This window comes from Micromonospora sp. URMC 103 (assembly GCF_051386435.1).
In the GTDB taxonomy this organism is placed as follows: domain Bacteria; phylum Actinomycetota; class Actinomycetes; order Mycobacteriales; family Micromonosporaceae; genus Micromonospora.
Genome location: NZ_JBPQTR010000005.1, coordinates 852648 through 867143, shown reverse-complemented (window position 1 = coordinate 867143; position 14496 = coordinate 852648). Strand labels below are relative to the sequence as shown.

Here is a 14496-nt window from a genome sequence, read left to right as displayed (position 1 = left end):
CGACCCCTCAGCCCGGAGGGTGGAGGCGGTCCTGCACCTTCGCGGCGCACCGGTCGAGCACGGCGCGCGCGTCCAGGCCCAGACTCTCGATCGCCACGAGCGCGGTGAATGCGACGTCCGCCAACTCCGCGGCCACGTCCTCCCGGGTGTGGGTGACGCCCTTGCGGGGGTTCTGCCCGAGCAGGCCGATCCAGGCGCCCGCCACCTCCCCCGCCTCCTCGGTGAGCTTGAGGAGACGGCAGGTGAGTTCCGCGTCCCCGGTGCCGTTGGCAGCGTCCAGCCAGGCGCGGGCCGCCCGCGCCGCCGCCCACACCGTTCCGCCACCGTCTCTCGCCGTGAAGTCGTCCACGCCGCCCAGTGAACCGGACGGCCCGCGGGGCGCGTACACGGGGACGACGCGGTGGCGGTCTCCGGTCGTACCGTCTGGGAGGTGCCCTGCGACGTGGCCCGGCCCCGCGCGACGCAGAACGCGATCGGCGGCGCGGAGGCCGCGGCGCTCGAGAGCCACCTGACACCCGAGTCAGGATCCCATTGACAGCGCTCGACGGCCGTCCTAGGTTCAGGGCGCTACCGGCCGGTAGGCATCCGCCTGGTCGCCCCCGGTGGGCGGCACCGTCCGAGGGGGAGCACGATGCTGTCCTCGTCCGCCCGCACCCTCCGCCGCGTTCTCTCCGCCGCCGCGACCCTGGCCGTCGTGGTCGGGCTCGCCGGCGCCGCGCCCGCCGCCGCCTCCGGCGCAGACGGCGACGGTACGCGGCCACTGCCCGGTTACACCATCGAGAACCCGCCGCTCGCGCCGCTGGTCGTCGGCGGGAAGCCCACGACGGTACGGCAGGGCGTGTACCGCCACGCCGGTTACATCATCGAGGTGCCCGCCCGGTGGAACGGCGACCTCGTCCTGTGGGCGCACGGCTACCGCGGCCAGGAGAAGGTCCTCACCACCGAGACGCCCGGCTTCGGGCTGCGCCAGCGCCTGCTCGAGCAGGGGTACGCGTGGGCCGCCTCGTCGTACGACCGCAACGGGTTCGACATCCGGTCCGGGGTACTCGGCACCAAGGACCTCGCCGACCACTTCGCGCGGACGGTCAAGCGTCCCCATCGGACGTACCTGGCCGGGGTGTCGATGGGTGGCTACATCATCGCCCGTTCCCTCGAGCAGTACCCGGGCTTCTACGACGGGGCGCTGCCCATGTGCGGGGTGCTCGGCGACCAGACGCTGCTCGACTTCTTCCTCGACTACAACCTGGTCGCGCAGGCGCTCGCCGGCGTGCCCGCGTACCCGACGCCCGCCGACTACCTCACCAACGCGGTGCCCCGGATCCAGGCGGCCCTCGGCCTGACCGGTCTCACCCCCACCGGGCCGGACACCACCAACGCGCGGGGCAAGCAGCTGCGGGACATCACCGTCAACCGTTCCGGTGGCCCGCGTCCCGGCGCCACCGCGGCCTTCGCCGTGTGGAAGGACTTCCTCTTCTCGATCAGCGTCACCAGCGGCGGCGACTCCCCCGCCGAGCGTCCCGGCCAGCTCTCCACGAACCTGTTCACGCGGTACGCACCGAACAGTCCCGTCGACGTGAACGCGAGCGTCCGGCGGGTGGCCCCGGAGAACCTACGGCAGCGACTGCTGCCCACGTTGACCGAGGTGCCGCGCGTCGCGGGACGGCCCACCGCGCCGGTGCTCAGCCTCCACGACCTCGGTGACCTGTTCGTACCGTTCTCGATGGAGCAGGCGTACGCCCAGGACGTGGCACGACACGGCCGGAGCCGGCTGCTCGTGCAGCGGGCGATCCGCGCCGCGCAGCACTGCGAGTTCACGCCCGCGGAGGCCGGCGCCGCCTGGGACGACCTCGTCTCCTGGGTACGCACCGGCGCGCGGCCGGCCGGCGACACCGTGACCGACCCGGCGGTGGTGGCCGGGGCGAACTACGGCTGCCGGTTCAGCGACCGGGCCGCGTACGCCGCCGGCGTCGGCACCCGCCGCCTCTACCCCGCCTGCTGAGATCCGGGCAGACGGAAGCGGCCGGCCCCGTTCGGGACCGGCCGCTTTCCATGCTCACCAGACCTGCTGGACGATGTCCGCCGCCTGGTCCTCCCACTGCGCGTACGCGAACGGGTACGCCGAGACCTGGACGGTCTGCGCGGCGTTGGTCAGCGGCATGTCCTGCCAGCCGTCCACGTTCTTCAAGGCGTTGAAGAACGCGCTGGACGCGTAGTCCGGGTCGGTGACCTGGTCAGGGGTGCCCCAACCCGACGACGGGCGCTGCTGGAACAGGCCCTGCGAGTCGTGGTCGTTGTACGCGCCCAGGTGGCCGAGGTTGTACAGCTTCGACTCCTGCAGCGACGTGGCGACACCGATCACCGCGCCCCGCTCACCCACGCCGGTCTTCTTGGCGGCCTTGACGATGGCCTTGGCGTTGGAGAGCTGGGCGTCGTCGAGCGGGATACGCGACTGGGCGCCCTCGACACCGTGCGGGACCAGCTGGCTCCGGCTCGGCTTGCCGGCGGCCGGCCTGCCGTCCCGGGAACCGGTGGTCAGACCCGACTCGGTCGAGGGGTCGTGCCTGTCCGCCCCGGGCTTGCCGGTGGCGAGGTCCACGGCGGCCATGGCGCCGTCGAGGGGGCCGCTCGTGACGGGAGCGGCTACCGCGGTCGGCCCGAATGCGAGGCCACCGATCGCGGCCACGCCCACCACGCTCAGTGCGGTCTTGCGGTAGGAATCCTTCGCGATGGCGGGGAGCCATCGGCTGAAGTCGAGCTTCACGATGGTTGCCCTTTCGATCGTGCGGAGCGCTCCGGGATGAGCGCTCCTCGGGGGAGGTCCGCACCGGAAATGGGTTTGGGCTCGGGCGGTACGGGAAACTCAACCAGCTTGGCGTGTCGGTCATTCCGGATATGACCGGGTGGGGGTCGGCTGGGATCCCGGTCACGGCGAGGCCCGGGACGGGCGTCGCGGCGGGGGCGAAAACCGCCCAGCCGGGCCGCTTTTCCTCTGAGCAGTGATCGGCTCGGCGCCCGGGGTACGGCGCGGTACTCAACCGCCGCCCGACGCCGCGTCTTCCGGGGACGGCGAGTCGATCGGGGTCGCGTCCTCGTTGATCGGCACCGTTACGGCGAGGTGGCGGTGTCCGGATCGTCTGGCCCGTCGCGTGGCCCGTGGCGCGCCCACGGCATGACGGCGGCGCGGCCCGGCCGGCCCTTGATCGACGCCATTCCGGCGATGTGGCGGGTCCTCGCCCCTTGATCGACGCCATTCCGGCGATGTGGCGGGTCCGCGCCCCTTGATCGTCACCAGGTCGGCGATGTGGCGGGTCCTCGCCCCTTGATCGTCACCAGGTCGGCGATGTGGCGGTGTCCGGGCCGCAGGGATACCGCCACATCGGCGAAGCGGTGTCGATCAAGCTCGCGGGGCACGATCGCCCGGCGCGGGCGGTCTTGATCGACTCCGTTTCCCTGATGTCGCGGTGTCCGGCCCTGGTCGACACCGCGACTTCCGGGAAGTCGAGCCGATCATGCTCCGGCGGGTCGCCGCTGAGGCCGAATGTCCGGTTCGCCGTGCCCTCACTCCTCACGCGGGTCGACCGGGTGATTGTGCGGTCCGCCGGTTGCCCTCGCTCCTGCTCACGCGGATCGGCTGGGGAAATGCCTGGTTCGCGGTTGCCCCGCTGCTCACCGGTTCGACGGTGTCGGGTTCGCCGACGGCGGCCCGGGACAGGCCCGTATCTCAGAACCGTCGGCCAGCGGCGGCCGTGGGGTGTTTGCGAACGGCTGTCCGGTTCAGTCTTCGACCGCTCACGCCGACTGGCTGGCGTTGTCCGGTTGGGGGTGTGACCGGTCGCACCGTGGGGCCGGAATCGTCGGCGGGTCGGAGGCGTTGACTATCCCCGACGGCCGAGGAAGCAGCCCGCAGACGCGGGCCGCCAGCCCCCGGAATGACGGCGGGCCGCCGGTCGTTACACACGGACCCGGCCCGAGCACACGCCCGCCGGAATGATGGCGGGCCGCGGGTCGTTACACACGGACCCGGCCGAGCGTAGGCCCCCGGAATGATGGCGGGCCGCCGGTCGTTACACATGGACCCGGCGCGGTGGAGCACCCCCGCCCACCCGTGCTGGACCCGGGCGCAGGCCCCGTGAGGCCGACCCGAACCCCAGAGCTTTCCCCCTTTTGTTTTGAGCGCCTGCTGGTGCTCGCACCCGCACGATGTCGTCCCCCGACGGCATGACGGGTGCCTCACCCCCGAGGAGCTTTCGATGAACACGATGCTGCGTAAGAGTGTGCTGGGTATCGCTGGTCTGGCGTTCACCACCGGTGTCGCCGCCGGCCCCATCGCCGCCCACGCCGCGACCCCGAGTCACGACATGAAGCCCGTCGCCGTGGTGCAGGCCGACAAGCCGGCCGTGGACAAGGCCAAGCTGATCCCGCACGGCACCCAGGGCGCCCAGTCGCACATCGCCCTGGACGACGAGCAGACCAACAACGCCAAGGCCATCATCGCCGCGACGAAGAAGTCCGGCCTCGACGAGCGGGCCGCGGTCATCTCCATCGCCACCAGCCTGCAGGAGTCCAAGCTGGAGAACCTGGGTCACCTCGGTGACGCCAACGACCACGACTCGCTGGGCCTGTTCCAGCAACGCCCGAGCTCGGGTTGGGGCACGCCGGAGCAGATCACCGACCCCGAGTACTCCACCATGGCCTTCCAGAAGGGCCTCAAGCAGATCGACGGCTGGCACGACATGCCCCTCACCGAAGCCGCGCAGACGGTACAGGTCTCCGCCTACCCCGACGCGTACGCCCAGTGGGAACAGCAGGCCGCCGACCTCGTCGCCCAGCACTGGAACAGCTGACAACCACACAAGCACGCAACGACCGCTGGCCGGCACCCCGAACGCGGTGCCGGCCAGCGGCGCCTCAACGCCGGGTCGGAGGCGGCTGGTCGCCCTCGGCGCCGGACCCGTCGTACGCGGCGCGCTCGTCCGGGCCGCGCAGCTCCTCGAACACGGTGATGTGGAGATCCGCCGGGGCGTCGAGGCGTGCGTTGAGCGACTGCCAGGGGGTAACCGTGGGCGGGGCCACCTGCTCCGCTCCCGCGGCGATCAGCCGTTCGGTGGTCGTCCGGGCATCGTCCACCTCGAACGCCAGCCGGATGCGTGGCGCGACCTGCCGGCCCACCTCCACCTCGTCGATCATCCGCTTCTGCGCCGGGTTGGCGATCTCCAGGGTGGCGCGGCCCGCGTCGAGGATCACGACCCGGGCGTCACCGTCGCCGGCGAAGGCCGCCTCCTCGGGCAGGCCCAGCGCGTCGCGGAAGAAGGCGACGGCGGCGTCGTGGTCGTCGGCCTCCACCACGAGCCGGAGCTGGCGGACGACGGGCGGACGGTCGACCTCACGTGTCATGCCCGGCGATGCTAGCCGTCCCCGCGCTCCCAGGCGGAGCCGTTGGTCGCGGCAGTGCGGAGGTTTAGAGTGGGAAAGCGCCGATGGGAAGGCGAGAAGGTGACGACAACCGCGGTGGTCGACCAGGTGCGCCTCGGTGACCACGTCTGCTGGTCGTACGACGACGAGGCGGTGGGCCTCGGCGCCGTGGGTCGGTTCGTCACCACGGGTCTGCGGCGGGGCGACAAGGCCCTCTGCTTCCTCGATGCGCTCGCTCCCGAGGTGGTGCTCGCCGACCTCACGGCCCGCGGTGTGCCGACCCGGGCCGCCCTGGCCGACGGCCGGCTGCGGCTGGTGCCGGCCGGCACGACGTACCGTCCACAGGGGCGGTTCGACCGCCCCGGCATGATCGCCAACCTGGTGGCGGAGACGGCGCGGGCGCAGCACGAGGGGTACGCGGGCCTGCGGCTCGTCGGCGACATGGCCTGGGCGTCGCGGGACCGGGGCGGGGCGGCCGAGCTGCGCCGGTACGAGTCGGAGGTCAACGCGCTGTTCCCGGACGGCCGGGTCGCGGCGCTGTGCCTCTACGACCGGCGGCGCTTTCCCGCCGAGCAGGTGCGGGCCGTGGCCGCCGCGCATCCGGCCACCGTGACGCCCGGCGCGAGCCGGTCGTGGAAGCCGCTGCTGCGCGCGTACCGGACGCGGAACCCGGACGGGCTGCGTCTCGTGGGTGAGATCGACGGCAGCAACGGCGACGCCTTCACGGCCATGCTCCGGGACGTCTCCGGGCGCGCGCCGGCCCACCATCCCGCCGTTTTGGACCTGTCGGAAGTGAGCTTCGCGGACGTCCGCGCCGCGCACGCGCTGCTACGGGCCGACGCGGCGAGGCCGCCCACCGTACGCTTGGTCGGCTGCCGGCCCAACCTGCGCCGGCTGCTCGACCTGATCCGCCCCGGGGCGGCCGGGATCCCGGCCTGACCACAGTGGTTGTCCAGCCGCGCCGGGCCCGCCCGGAAGGAACTCGACGTGAGCGACTACCAGCTCCGGCCCGTCGGACGGGTCGAGTCGCCGCTGACCGACCCGGCGACCGCGCCCAAGCAGGGTGACGAGGGCGCGCCGGACGCGTGGCTCGTCTTCGCGCCGGACGTCGCCCCCGCCGTACGGGACCTGCGGCCCGGCACCGACGCCCTCGTGCTGACGTGGTTCGACCGGGCCCGGCGGGACGTCCTCGCCGTGCATCCGCGCGGTGACACCAGCCGGCCCGAGACCGGGGTGTTCGCCACCCGGTCGCCGCACCGGCCGAACCCGATCGGCCTGCACCGGGTGCGGGTGCTGGCCGTCGACGGCCTGCGGATCCGGGTGGGCGACCTGGAGGCGATCGACGGGACGCCGGTGCTCGACGTCAAGCCGGTGCTGGGCGGCCCCGACGAGCGCTGAGGACCGCGACGGCGCTCAGTGACCGCGCCTGATCCACTCGTCCAGGTGCGGCGCCTCGGTGCCGATGGTGGTGTCGTCACCGTGCCCGGTGTGCACCACCGTCTCCGGTGGAAGGGTGAGCAGTCGGTCCCGGATCGACTCCACGATGGTGCCGAAGTCGCTGTACGAGCGGCCGGTGGCGCCCGGCCCGCCCGCGAAGAGGGTGTCACCCGTGAACACGGCGCCCAGGTCCGGCGCGTGGAAGCTGCACGCGCCCGGGCTGTGCCCGGGTGTGTGCAGGACCCGCAGCACCGTGCCGGCGACCTCGACCGTCGTGCCGCCGTGCAGGTCGCCGCCGGGTGGCACGTCGGGGTGGACGAGGTCCCACAGCACCCGGTCGTCCGGGTGCAGCAGGACCGGCGCGCCGGTGGCCCGGGCCAGCGCGGGAGCGGCCCGCACGTGGTCGTCGTGGGCGTGCGTGGCGAGGATGGCGCGGACCCGCCGCTCCCCCACCACCCGCAGGATGGCGTCCACGTCGTGCGGCGCGTCGAGGACGACGCACTCGGCGTCGTCGCCGACCACCCAGACGTTGTTGTCCACGTCGAACGTCTGCCCGTCGAGGGAGAAGGTGCCCGAGGTGACCGCGTGGTCGACGCGAACCGTCACGGGAAGACCACCACCGAGCGCAGCACGTCGCCCCCGTGCATCCGGTCGAACGCCTGCTCCACCTGGTCCAGCGCGATCTCCTCGGTGACGAACGCGTCGAGGTCGAGGCGCCCCTGCAGGTACAGCGAGGTGAGCATCGGGAAGTCACGGCTCGGCAGGCAGTCGCCGTACCAGCTGGACTTGAGGGCGCCCCCGCGGCCGAACACGTCGAGCAGCGGCAGCTCGACGGTCATCTCCGGGGTCGGTACGCCCACCAGCACGACGGTGCCCGCGAGGTCGCGGGCGTAGAACGCCTGCTTCCACGTCTCCGGCCGGCCCACGGCGTCGATGACCACGTCGGCGCCGAAGCCGCCGGTGGCGGCCTGGATCGCCTCGACCGGGTCCTGCGCGCTGGCGTCGACGGTGTGTGTGGCGCCGAACCGGCGGGCCCAGTCGAGCTTGCGGGCGTCGGTGTCGACGGCGATGATCGTCGTGGCGCCGGCCAGCGCCGCGCCGGCCACCGCGGCGTCGCCGACCCCACCGCAGCCGATCACGGCCACCGAGTCGCCGCGGGTGACCCCGCCGGTGTTCATGGCCGCGCCGAGACCGGCCATGATCCCGCAGCCGAGCAGCCCCACGGCGGCCGGTCGGGCGGCCGGGTCCACCTTCGTGCACTGCCCGGCGTGCACGAGCGTCTTCTCGGCGAAGGCGCCGATGCCGAGCGCCGGGGTCAGTTCGGTGCCGTCGGTGAGGGTCATCCGGCGGGCGGCGTTGTGGGTGGCGAAGCAGTACCACGGGCGGCCGCGCCGGCAGGCCCGGCAGACCCCGCAGACGGCACGCCAGTTGAGGACGACGAAGTCGCCCGGCGCCACGCCGGTGACCCCCTCGCCCACCTCCTCGACGACGCCGGCCGCCTCGTGGCCCAGCAGGAACGGGTAGTCGTCGTTGATGCCGCCCTCGCGGTAGTGCAGGTCGGTGTGGCAGACCCCGCACGACTGGATCCGTACGATCGCCTCGCCGGGCCCCGGGTCGGGCACCACGATGGTGGTGACCTCGACCGGCGCGCCCTTGCTGCGGGAGATGACTCCCCGGACCTCCTGGCTCACGGTTGCCCTCCTGTTCCTGCTGTGGCGGCGGGGGACGGCCGGCGCGGCCCGCCGGGTCGCGCCGACGACGGGGCGGGTGGACGACGAAAGGCCCCGGGCGAACCTATCGCGATCAATCCGCTCGGCACAGGGGTGGGAGCGGCGGGTTATCCCGTCCGATGGTGGGTAGGCGGGGGCACGTTCCGGCCTTCACCACAGGAGTGATCATGAAAGTCGCGCACGTACCGCTGCGGACCGCCATCGGCGCCTTCGTGCTGAACTCGGGATTGAGCAAGCGGAACCTGGAGGGAGAGGCGGCGCAGGGCATGCACGCGATGGCCGTCGGCGCCATCCCGCAGCTGCGCCAGTTCCCGCCCGACCGGTTCGCCAAGCTGCTGAGCTACACCGAGCTGGCGCTGGGCGCCGCCCTGCTCACCCCGTTCATCCCCTCGACGCTGGTGGGCCTGGGGTTGACCGCCTTCGGCGCGGGGCTGGTGCAGCTGTACCTGAAGACGCCGGGAATGCGGGAGCCGGGCGGTGTGCGCCCGACCCAGCAGGGCACCGGGCTGGCCAAGGACGTGTGGCTGGTCGGCGCCGGGCTGACCCTGGTGCTGGACGACCTCACGCACCGCCGCCTGGCCCGCTGACCCGCCCCGGCGCGGTGGCGACGCCACCGGCCAGGTCCGGCGGGACCGGCACGGAGGGCGGGGCCACGCGCGCCGCCGCGGCGAGCTGGCGGCGGGCGGCGTTGCGGTAGCGCAGCACCTGGACCGCGCCCAGCGCCCAGAGCGCGTACTGCACGGCGAAGGCCCAGCGGAACGCGCCGAGGTCGGGCGTGCTCCGGCCGGCCGGGGTCGCGAGGTCGAGCACCACGCCGACGGCGAGCACCAGCGCGATCGAGGCGACGAAGCCGCCGACGTTCACGATGCCGGTGGCGCTACCGATCCGGCTCGTCGGGTTGAACGTGCGGGCGTAGTCGAAGCCGATCATCGAGGCGGGGCCGTTGACGGCCAGGACCAGCACGAGCGCCACGAGCAGCCAGCGTGGCGCGGGCCCCGGCCAGGCGAGCACCGCGCCCCACACGGCGGCCGTGGCGGCCACGACCGTGAAGACCAGCACCGAGCGGTGGAACGGGTGCCGGGCGCAGAGGTGGGCGAGGGCCGGCCCGGCGAGCAGCCCGGTCACGGTCATCACGGTGAGCAGGCCCGCGGCCGCGGTGGGCGTGAGGCCCTGTCCCTGGACCAGGAACGGGTAGCCCCAGAGCAGGGCGAAGACGGCGCCGGAGAACTGGGTGACGAAGTGCGTCCAGAGCCCCAGCCGGGTGCCGGGCTCGGCCCACGCGTCGGCCAGGTCCCGGCGTACGGCGGCGGGGCGGGGCGGCGGGCCCGCGAGGGTCCCCCGGTGCGGGGTGTCCCGCACCGCCACGAGCACCAGGAGCACGGCTGTCGCGCCGGCCGCCGCGGCCACGAGGAACGCGGGGGTCCAGCCGAGGTGGTGCAGCAGGGCCACCAGGGGCACGGCGCCGAGGATCGCGCCGAGCTGCCCGAGCGTGCCGGTGAGCTGCACGATCAACGGGTTGGCCCGACCGGGGAACCAGAACGTCACGATGCGCAGCACGCTGATGAAGGTCATGGCGTCGCCCAGCCCGACGAGGACGCGGGCCGTCACGGCGAGCGGTACGTCGGTGGCGAGGGCGAAGCAGAGTTGGCCGGCGACCATGAGCGCGCCACCGGCGGCGAGGAGCCGGCGCGAGCCGAACCGGTCGAGCAGCACGCCGACCGGGACCTGCATGGCGGCGTACACGGCGAGCTGGGCGACGGAGAACGTGGCGAGCGCCGAGGCGTTGATGTCGAAGCGGTGCGTGGCGTCGACCCCGGTGACGCCGAGCGAGCTGCGGTGGAAGACGGCGACCACGTACGCGGTGAGCGCCACGCCCCACACGAGGGCGGCGGAGCGGCGGGGCGCGACGGTGGTGGTGACGGCGGCGCTCACCGCAGGGTCCGCAGCGCGGTCGCCGCGTTGTCGATGTGCGCGGCCACCGCGGCGAGCCAGCGGGCAGGATCGTCGTCGTCGAGCGCGGCGAGCTGCGCGGCGTGCTCGGTGAGGGCCGCCTCGGCCCAGCGGGGTGACAGGCGGAAGGTGGCCTCGCCCATGCGCAGCTGCCGGTCGCGCAGCCGCTGGTACAGCTCGGCGAGGATCTCGTTGCCGGCGGCGTCGACCACGGTGGCGTGGAAGGCCCGGTCGGCGGCCATGAGGGCGGTCAGGTCGCCGGCGGCGTGGGCCGTACGCATCTCGGCGAGCCACCGGTCGAGTTCGGGCTTCAGCGCGGCGCGGCGGTCCCACACGCGTTCGGCGGCGTGCAGCTCGACGAGCCGGCGGGCCTCGATCACGTCGGTGATCTCGCGGGCCGAGACGGGCCGGATCAGCGCGCCGCGCTTCGGGTACAGCCTGACGAGCCCCTCGGTCTCCAGCCGGAGCAGCGCCTCCCGCACCGGGGTACGGGAGACCCCGGTCGCCTCGGCGATCTCCCCCTCGCTCACGAGGAGCCCGCCCGGGTAGACCTGCTCGAGGATCGCGCGCTTGAGGTGCCGGTACGCGCGTTCGGCGGCGGAGGGCGCCGCCGACCGGGCCGGAGCGGAGGGATGCGTCATGTATCTATGGTGCGGCCCGTTCGTCGGGGCGCGTGACGTGGTCGCCGCGAACGTGGCGTGGCCCACGGCGGACACGACGACGGGGCAGCCCGGAGGCTGCCCCGTCGTCGCGCGTCCCGGTCGGCCCGGAGGTCGACCCGAAGGCGGTGGCGCTCAGAAGCCGAGGACGGCACGCCCCCCGACCACCGGCAGGCGCAGCTCGCTGTCGTTCGGGGCGACGCGCAGCTTCGTGCCGCCCAGCGGGAGCAGCGTGTACTCCTGGTCGCTGGAGAAGACCACCACGCCGATCCGGTGGCCGGCCGGGAACACGTAGTCCTTCGGCTCGAGCGTCCACCGGTAGTCGTACAGCTTGCCCTGCTTCACCGGCTCGGTGCGGGCCGCGCTCTTGCGGTTCTGCGGGTCCATCCAACCCCGGGTCACCACGGTCGGCGCGGCGGTGGAGCCGGCCGGGCCGTAGTCGACGAGGTAGACGGTGAGGTTGGCGTCCGGCTTGTTGTCGATCGCCATCCGCAGCCGCATCTCGGGACGCCCGGAGATGCGGACGTCCTGCGCGAGCGCCGGGGAACGGTACGCGAGCCGGTTGGCGCTCGCCGTGTCCGGGTCGGCCACGAGCGTGTCCGGGTGGAGGGTGCGGCCCTCGTCGACGAAGCTCTGCTCGACCCTGCCCTTCGGAGCCTTGCCCGAGGTGAGCGTCCCCGGGTCGGTGGCGTTGGTGGCGGCCAGCCGCACGGGCACCTCCCGGGCGGCCGGGTCGGGCCAGTTGGCGTACGTGGTGTAGACCCGGTCCTCGCGCTGCAGCACCGCCGTGGGCTCGTCCATGATCCCGTTGGGCACGTTCCACAGCCAGTAGTCGAACCAGCGGTTCTCGGTCTGCTTGTACGTCCACGTGCGCCCGTCGGGCAGAGTCACCGACGCGTTGTTGCCCGGGCCGCCGTGCCCGCCCTGGTGCAGCCAGATCTTGCGCGGGACGTGGCGCTTCGCGAGCTCGTCCCACCAGCCGGCGAAGTGCTCGGTCTTCACGTTCCAGTCGTTGAGGCCGTGCACCACGAAGACGCTCGCCTCGACCCGGCGGGCGTCGAGGTAGTCACGGTCGGCCCAGTACTTCGAGTAGTCGCCGGTGACCCGGTCCTGCTCCTCGGTGAGCGCCGCGATCTCGTCGGCGCAGCGGCCCTGCGCGCGCGCCTGGCCGGCCGTGAACTGGGCCAGGATGTCGGTGTCCTCACCCTGGTAGGTGCCGGGCGCGACGACGAGGCCGTTGGCCCGGTAGTAGTCGTACCAGCTGCTGATCGCCGACACCGGCACGATGGTCTTGAGACCCTCCACGCCGGTCGTGGCCACCTGGTTGGGCAGCGTCCCGTTGTAGGAGACGCCGGTCATGCCGACCGCGCCGGTGGTCCAGCCGGCGGTGACCGGCGCGCCGGCCGCGTCGTACCCCTTCGCCCGGCCGTTCAGCCAGTCGATGACGGCCTTGGTGCCGAGCGTCTCGGCCTGGTCGCCGCTCGTCGGGCAGCCGTCGGAGTCGGCGGTGCCGACGCTCTGGCCGAGCACCACCGCGTAGCCGCGCGGCACGTAGTAGTCGTCGAGCGAGCCGGGCAGGTTGGCCTTCGCCTCGGCGCGCTGGACGCCCATGTCGGCGGCGCGCAGGCCGGAGCGGCGCGTCACGCCGTTCTGCGGCAGGTCGTCCACCAGCACGCTCGGGTACGGCACGTCGCCCCAGGTGTCCTTGCGGTACGGGCTGTGCTCGAAGATGACGGGCACCTTGAGGCCCTGGGTGGCGGTCTCCCGGGGGCGGGAGATGTCGATGGCCACCCGGTCGAGGCGGCCGTCGTGGTCGGTGTCCACCGGGGTCTGGACGTACACCCGCTCCTCGACCGCGTCGGCGAGCGAGAAGACCGGCTGCGTCATGCCGTCACGGACCACGATGCCCGGTGGTGGGGCGGCCGCGGGCGGCGCCGCCGCCGACGCGGGGGCGGCGTTCAGGAGCAGTGCGCCGGACACGCCGACGCCGAGTAGTGCCAGAGGGGGGAGTCGACGCACGCGCGTCTCCCTTCGGTCGGGCTGGTGGCCGTGGCGGCCAGGGGTGGACCCGAAGATCCATTCGCCCACATGCTATGTCCGGTCGGCGGGTCGCGTCGATGACCCGGACGTCGATTCGTCCACGGTGGCCGGCCGCGCCGCGGCCTGGTCAGCCCGGCACGGTGGACGCCACCCGGGTCAGCAGACCATCGGCGTCCACCTCGAACCGTTCCCCGAGCCGACCGAGCCGGTCCGCGAGCCACCGGGCCTCGGCGACCCCGGCCCGCTCCAGGCGCATCCGCCGGGTCCGCAGCGGCGCCGCCCGCAGCGCGCGCAGCTCCCCCGTCGCGGCGTCCAGGGTGGGCAGCCAGAGCAACCGCAGCTCCGGGCGGTACGCGTCGTGCCCGCTGATCCCCTCGTAGTCGTCGACGAGGTCGCCGCAGCCGTACAGGACGAGCCGGTCGCGGTACACCTCGACGGGCCGGGGGTGGTGCGACGAGTGCCCGTGCACCACGTCGACACCGGCGTCCAGCAGCCGGTGCGCGAACGCCACGTGCTCCGGCGGGACGTCGTACCCCCAGTTCGACCCCCAGTGCACGGACAACAGGACCCGGTCCCCCCGCCCGGCCCACCCGGCGATCCGGTCGACGATCGCGTCCGCCGCGGCGGCGGAGGGCTCCGGCAGGTACGCCACCCCGGGCCGGTCGGCGGTGGCCGCCCAGTGCGGCGGCACCCCGCTGGACGGGCTGGCCAGCGAGAAGACGAGCAGCCGGCGTCCGCCGGGGAGCGGCACGGCGGCCGGGCGGCGGGCCTCGTCGGCGTCGCGGCCCGCGCCGGCGTACGCGATCCCCGCGCCGGACAGCGTGTCGAGGGTGTCGGTGAGACCCGTCGGCCCGAAGTCGAGCACGTGGTTGTTGGCCAGGGCGCAGACGTCGAGCCGGGCCGCCGTGAGGCAGGCGACGTTGTCCGGGTGCATGCGGTAGTGGATCCCCTTGCCCGGCTCGTGGGCGCCGCGTCCGGTCACAGCCGTCTCGAGGTTCACGATCCGCACGTCCGGGCGCAGGTCGTCGAGCAGCGGCAGGGCCGCGCCCCACGGCCACTGCGGCGGCACGGGACGCGGCACCGGCCCGCCGACCCGCTCGGCCAGCCGGACGTAGTCGCGCGCGTCGTGGACCAGGTCCTCCCGCAGGTCGGGCGGGCCCGGGTGCGGCAGCACGGCGTCCACGCCCCGGCCGGTCATCACGTCGCCGGCGAGGAAGAGGGTCAGCGTGTCGTCGGCCATGCGGGCACTCTGCCATCCGTCGCGTCGG

Annotated in this window: 14 protein-coding genes; 5 read left to right on the top strand and 9 right to left on the bottom strand. The window is 73.6% G+C overall.

The features are described 5' to 3' along the window. Positions 1–7: 7 nt before the first annotated feature. Positions 8–349: a MazG-like family protein gene (locus ACSNOA_RS17000; protein WP_436659479.1), complete on the bottom strand. Its 342-nt coding sequence runs from the start codon at positions 347–349 to the stop codon at positions 8–10. 282 nt (positions 350–631) lie between these two features. Between ACSNOA_RS17000 and ACSNOA_RS16995 the strand changes: the two genes are divergently transcribed. Beyond that, complete coding sequence (locus ACSNOA_RS16995; RefSeq protein ID WP_436659477.1) at positions 632–1999, top strand: alpha/beta hydrolase family protein; 1368 nt, start codon at positions 632–634, stop codon at positions 1997–1999. 54 nt (positions 2000–2053) lie between these two features. Here the strand turns inward: ACSNOA_RS16995 and ACSNOA_RS16990 are convergent, their stop codons facing one another. Next, positions 2054–2761, bottom strand: a complete 708-nt coding sequence (locus tag ACSNOA_RS16990; RefSeq protein WP_436659476.1) for a hypothetical protein — start codon at positions 2759–2761, stop codon at positions 2054–2056. Between the two features lie 1489 nt (positions 2762–4250). On the opposite strand from ACSNOA_RS16990, the gene ACSNOA_RS16985 reads away from it, so the two are divergent. Further along, positions 4251–4844, top strand: coding sequence for a hypothetical protein (locus ACSNOA_RS16985; protein ID WP_436659475.1), 594 nt, complete (start codon positions 4251–4253; stop codon positions 4842–4844). Between the two features lie 64 nt (positions 4845–4908). Here ACSNOA_RS16985 and ACSNOA_RS16980 read toward each other — a convergent pair whose 3' ends face one another. Next, entirely contained in the window at positions 4909–5394 is a 486-nt protein-coding gene (locus tag ACSNOA_RS16980; protein WP_436659474.1) for a VOC family protein, read from the bottom strand. 99 nt (positions 5395–5493) lie between these two features. Here ACSNOA_RS16980 and ACSNOA_RS16975 point away from each other — a divergent pair, with 99 nt between their 5' ends. Next, complete coding sequence (locus tag ACSNOA_RS16975) at positions 5494–6351, top strand: MEDS domain-containing protein (RefSeq protein ID WP_436659472.1); 858 nt, start codon at positions 5494–5496, stop codon at positions 6349–6351. 48 nt (positions 6352–6399) lie between these two features. Further along, the gene (gene tsaA / locus ACSNOA_RS16970) at positions 6400–6810 is read left to right on the top strand and encodes a tRNA (N6-threonylcarbamoyladenosine(37)-N6)-methyltransferase TrmO (RefSeq protein ID WP_436659470.1); all 411 of its coding nucleotides are present in this window, start codon (positions 6400–6402) and stop codon (positions 6808–6810) included. A 15-nt stretch (positions 6811–6825) separates the two neighbouring features. Here tsaA and ACSNOA_RS16965 read toward each other — a convergent pair whose 3' ends face one another. Together ACSNOA_RS16965 and ACSNOA_RS16960 are read right to left on the bottom strand one after the other, a co-directional pair. After that, complete coding sequence (locus ACSNOA_RS16965; protein ID WP_436659468.1) at positions 6826–7455, bottom strand: MBL fold metallo-hydrolase; 630 nt, start codon at positions 7453–7455, stop codon at positions 6826–6828. Beyond that, on the bottom strand, positions 7452–8540 hold the full coding sequence (locus ACSNOA_RS16960; RefSeq protein ID WP_436659467.1) for an S-(hydroxymethyl)mycothiol dehydrogenase: 1089 nt from the start codon (positions 8538–8540) through the stop codon (positions 7452–7454). Before ACSNOA_RS16960 ends, ACSNOA_RS16965 begins: the two co-directional genes overlap by 4 nt. Before the next feature lie 206 nt (positions 8541–8746). On the opposite strand from ACSNOA_RS16960, the gene ACSNOA_RS16955 reads away from it, so the two are divergent. Next, complete coding sequence (locus tag ACSNOA_RS16955; protein WP_436659466.1) at positions 8747–9166, top strand: hypothetical protein; 420 nt, start codon at positions 8747–8749, stop codon at positions 9164–9166. Here the strand turns inward: ACSNOA_RS16955 and ACSNOA_RS16950 are convergent. From ACSNOA_RS16950 to ACSNOA_RS16935, 4 genes are all read right to left on the bottom strand, one after another. After that, positions 9141–10511: an MFS transporter gene (locus ACSNOA_RS16950; protein ID WP_436659464.1), complete on the bottom strand. Its 1371-nt coding sequence runs from the start codon at positions 10509–10511 to the stop codon at positions 9141–9143. The two genes, ACSNOA_RS16955 and ACSNOA_RS16950, sit on opposite strands and share 26 nt — an antisense overlap. Further along, positions 10508–11170 carry a GntR family transcriptional regulator gene (locus tag ACSNOA_RS16945; RefSeq protein ID WP_436659462.1) on the bottom strand — a complete coding sequence of 221 codons (663 nt, stop codon included), beginning with the start codon at positions 11168–11170 and terminating at the stop codon, positions 10508–10510. Before ACSNOA_RS16945 ends, ACSNOA_RS16950 begins: the two co-directional genes overlap by 4 nt. A gap of 153 nt (positions 11171–11323) precedes the next feature. Continuing rightward, positions 11324–13207: a Xaa-Pro dipeptidyl-peptidase gene (locus ACSNOA_RS16940; RefSeq protein ID WP_436659461.1), complete on the bottom strand. Its 1884-nt coding sequence runs from the start codon at positions 13205–13207 to the stop codon at positions 11324–11326. Positions 13208–13355: 148 nt separating this feature from the next. Next, the gene (locus ACSNOA_RS16935) at positions 13356–14468 is read right to left on the bottom strand and encodes a CapA family protein (protein ID WP_436659460.1); all 1113 of its coding nucleotides are present in this window, start codon (positions 14466–14468) and stop codon (positions 13356–13358) included. Between the last annotated feature and the right edge of the window lie 28 nt (positions 14469–14496).

Bases quoted from the DNA above. Each gene is read 5' to 3' on its own strand.
- ACSNOA_RS16935 (WP_436659460.1), bottom strand. From the start codon at position 14,468: ATGGCCGACGACACGCTGACCCTCTTCCTCGCCGGCGACGTGATGACC.
- ACSNOA_RS16995 (WP_436659477.1), top strand. From the start codon at position 632: ATGCTGTCCTCGTCCGCCCGCACCCTCCGCCGCGTTCTCTCCGCCGCC.
- ACSNOA_RS16980 (WP_436659474.1), bottom strand. From the start codon at position 5,394: ATGACACGTGAGGTCGACCGTCCGCCCGTCGTCCGCCAGCTCCGGCTC.
- ACSNOA_RS16985 (WP_436659475.1), top strand. From the start codon at position 4,251: ATGAACACGATGCTGCGTAAGAGTGTGCTGGGTATCGCTGGTCTGGCG.
- ACSNOA_RS16955 (WP_436659466.1), top strand. From the start codon at position 8,747: ATGAAAGTCGCGCACGTACCGCTGCGGACCGCCATCGGCGCCTTCGTG.
- ACSNOA_RS16945 (WP_436659462.1), bottom strand. From the start codon at position 11,170: ATGACGCATCCCTCCGCTCCGGCCCGGTCGGCGGCGCCCTCCGCCGCC.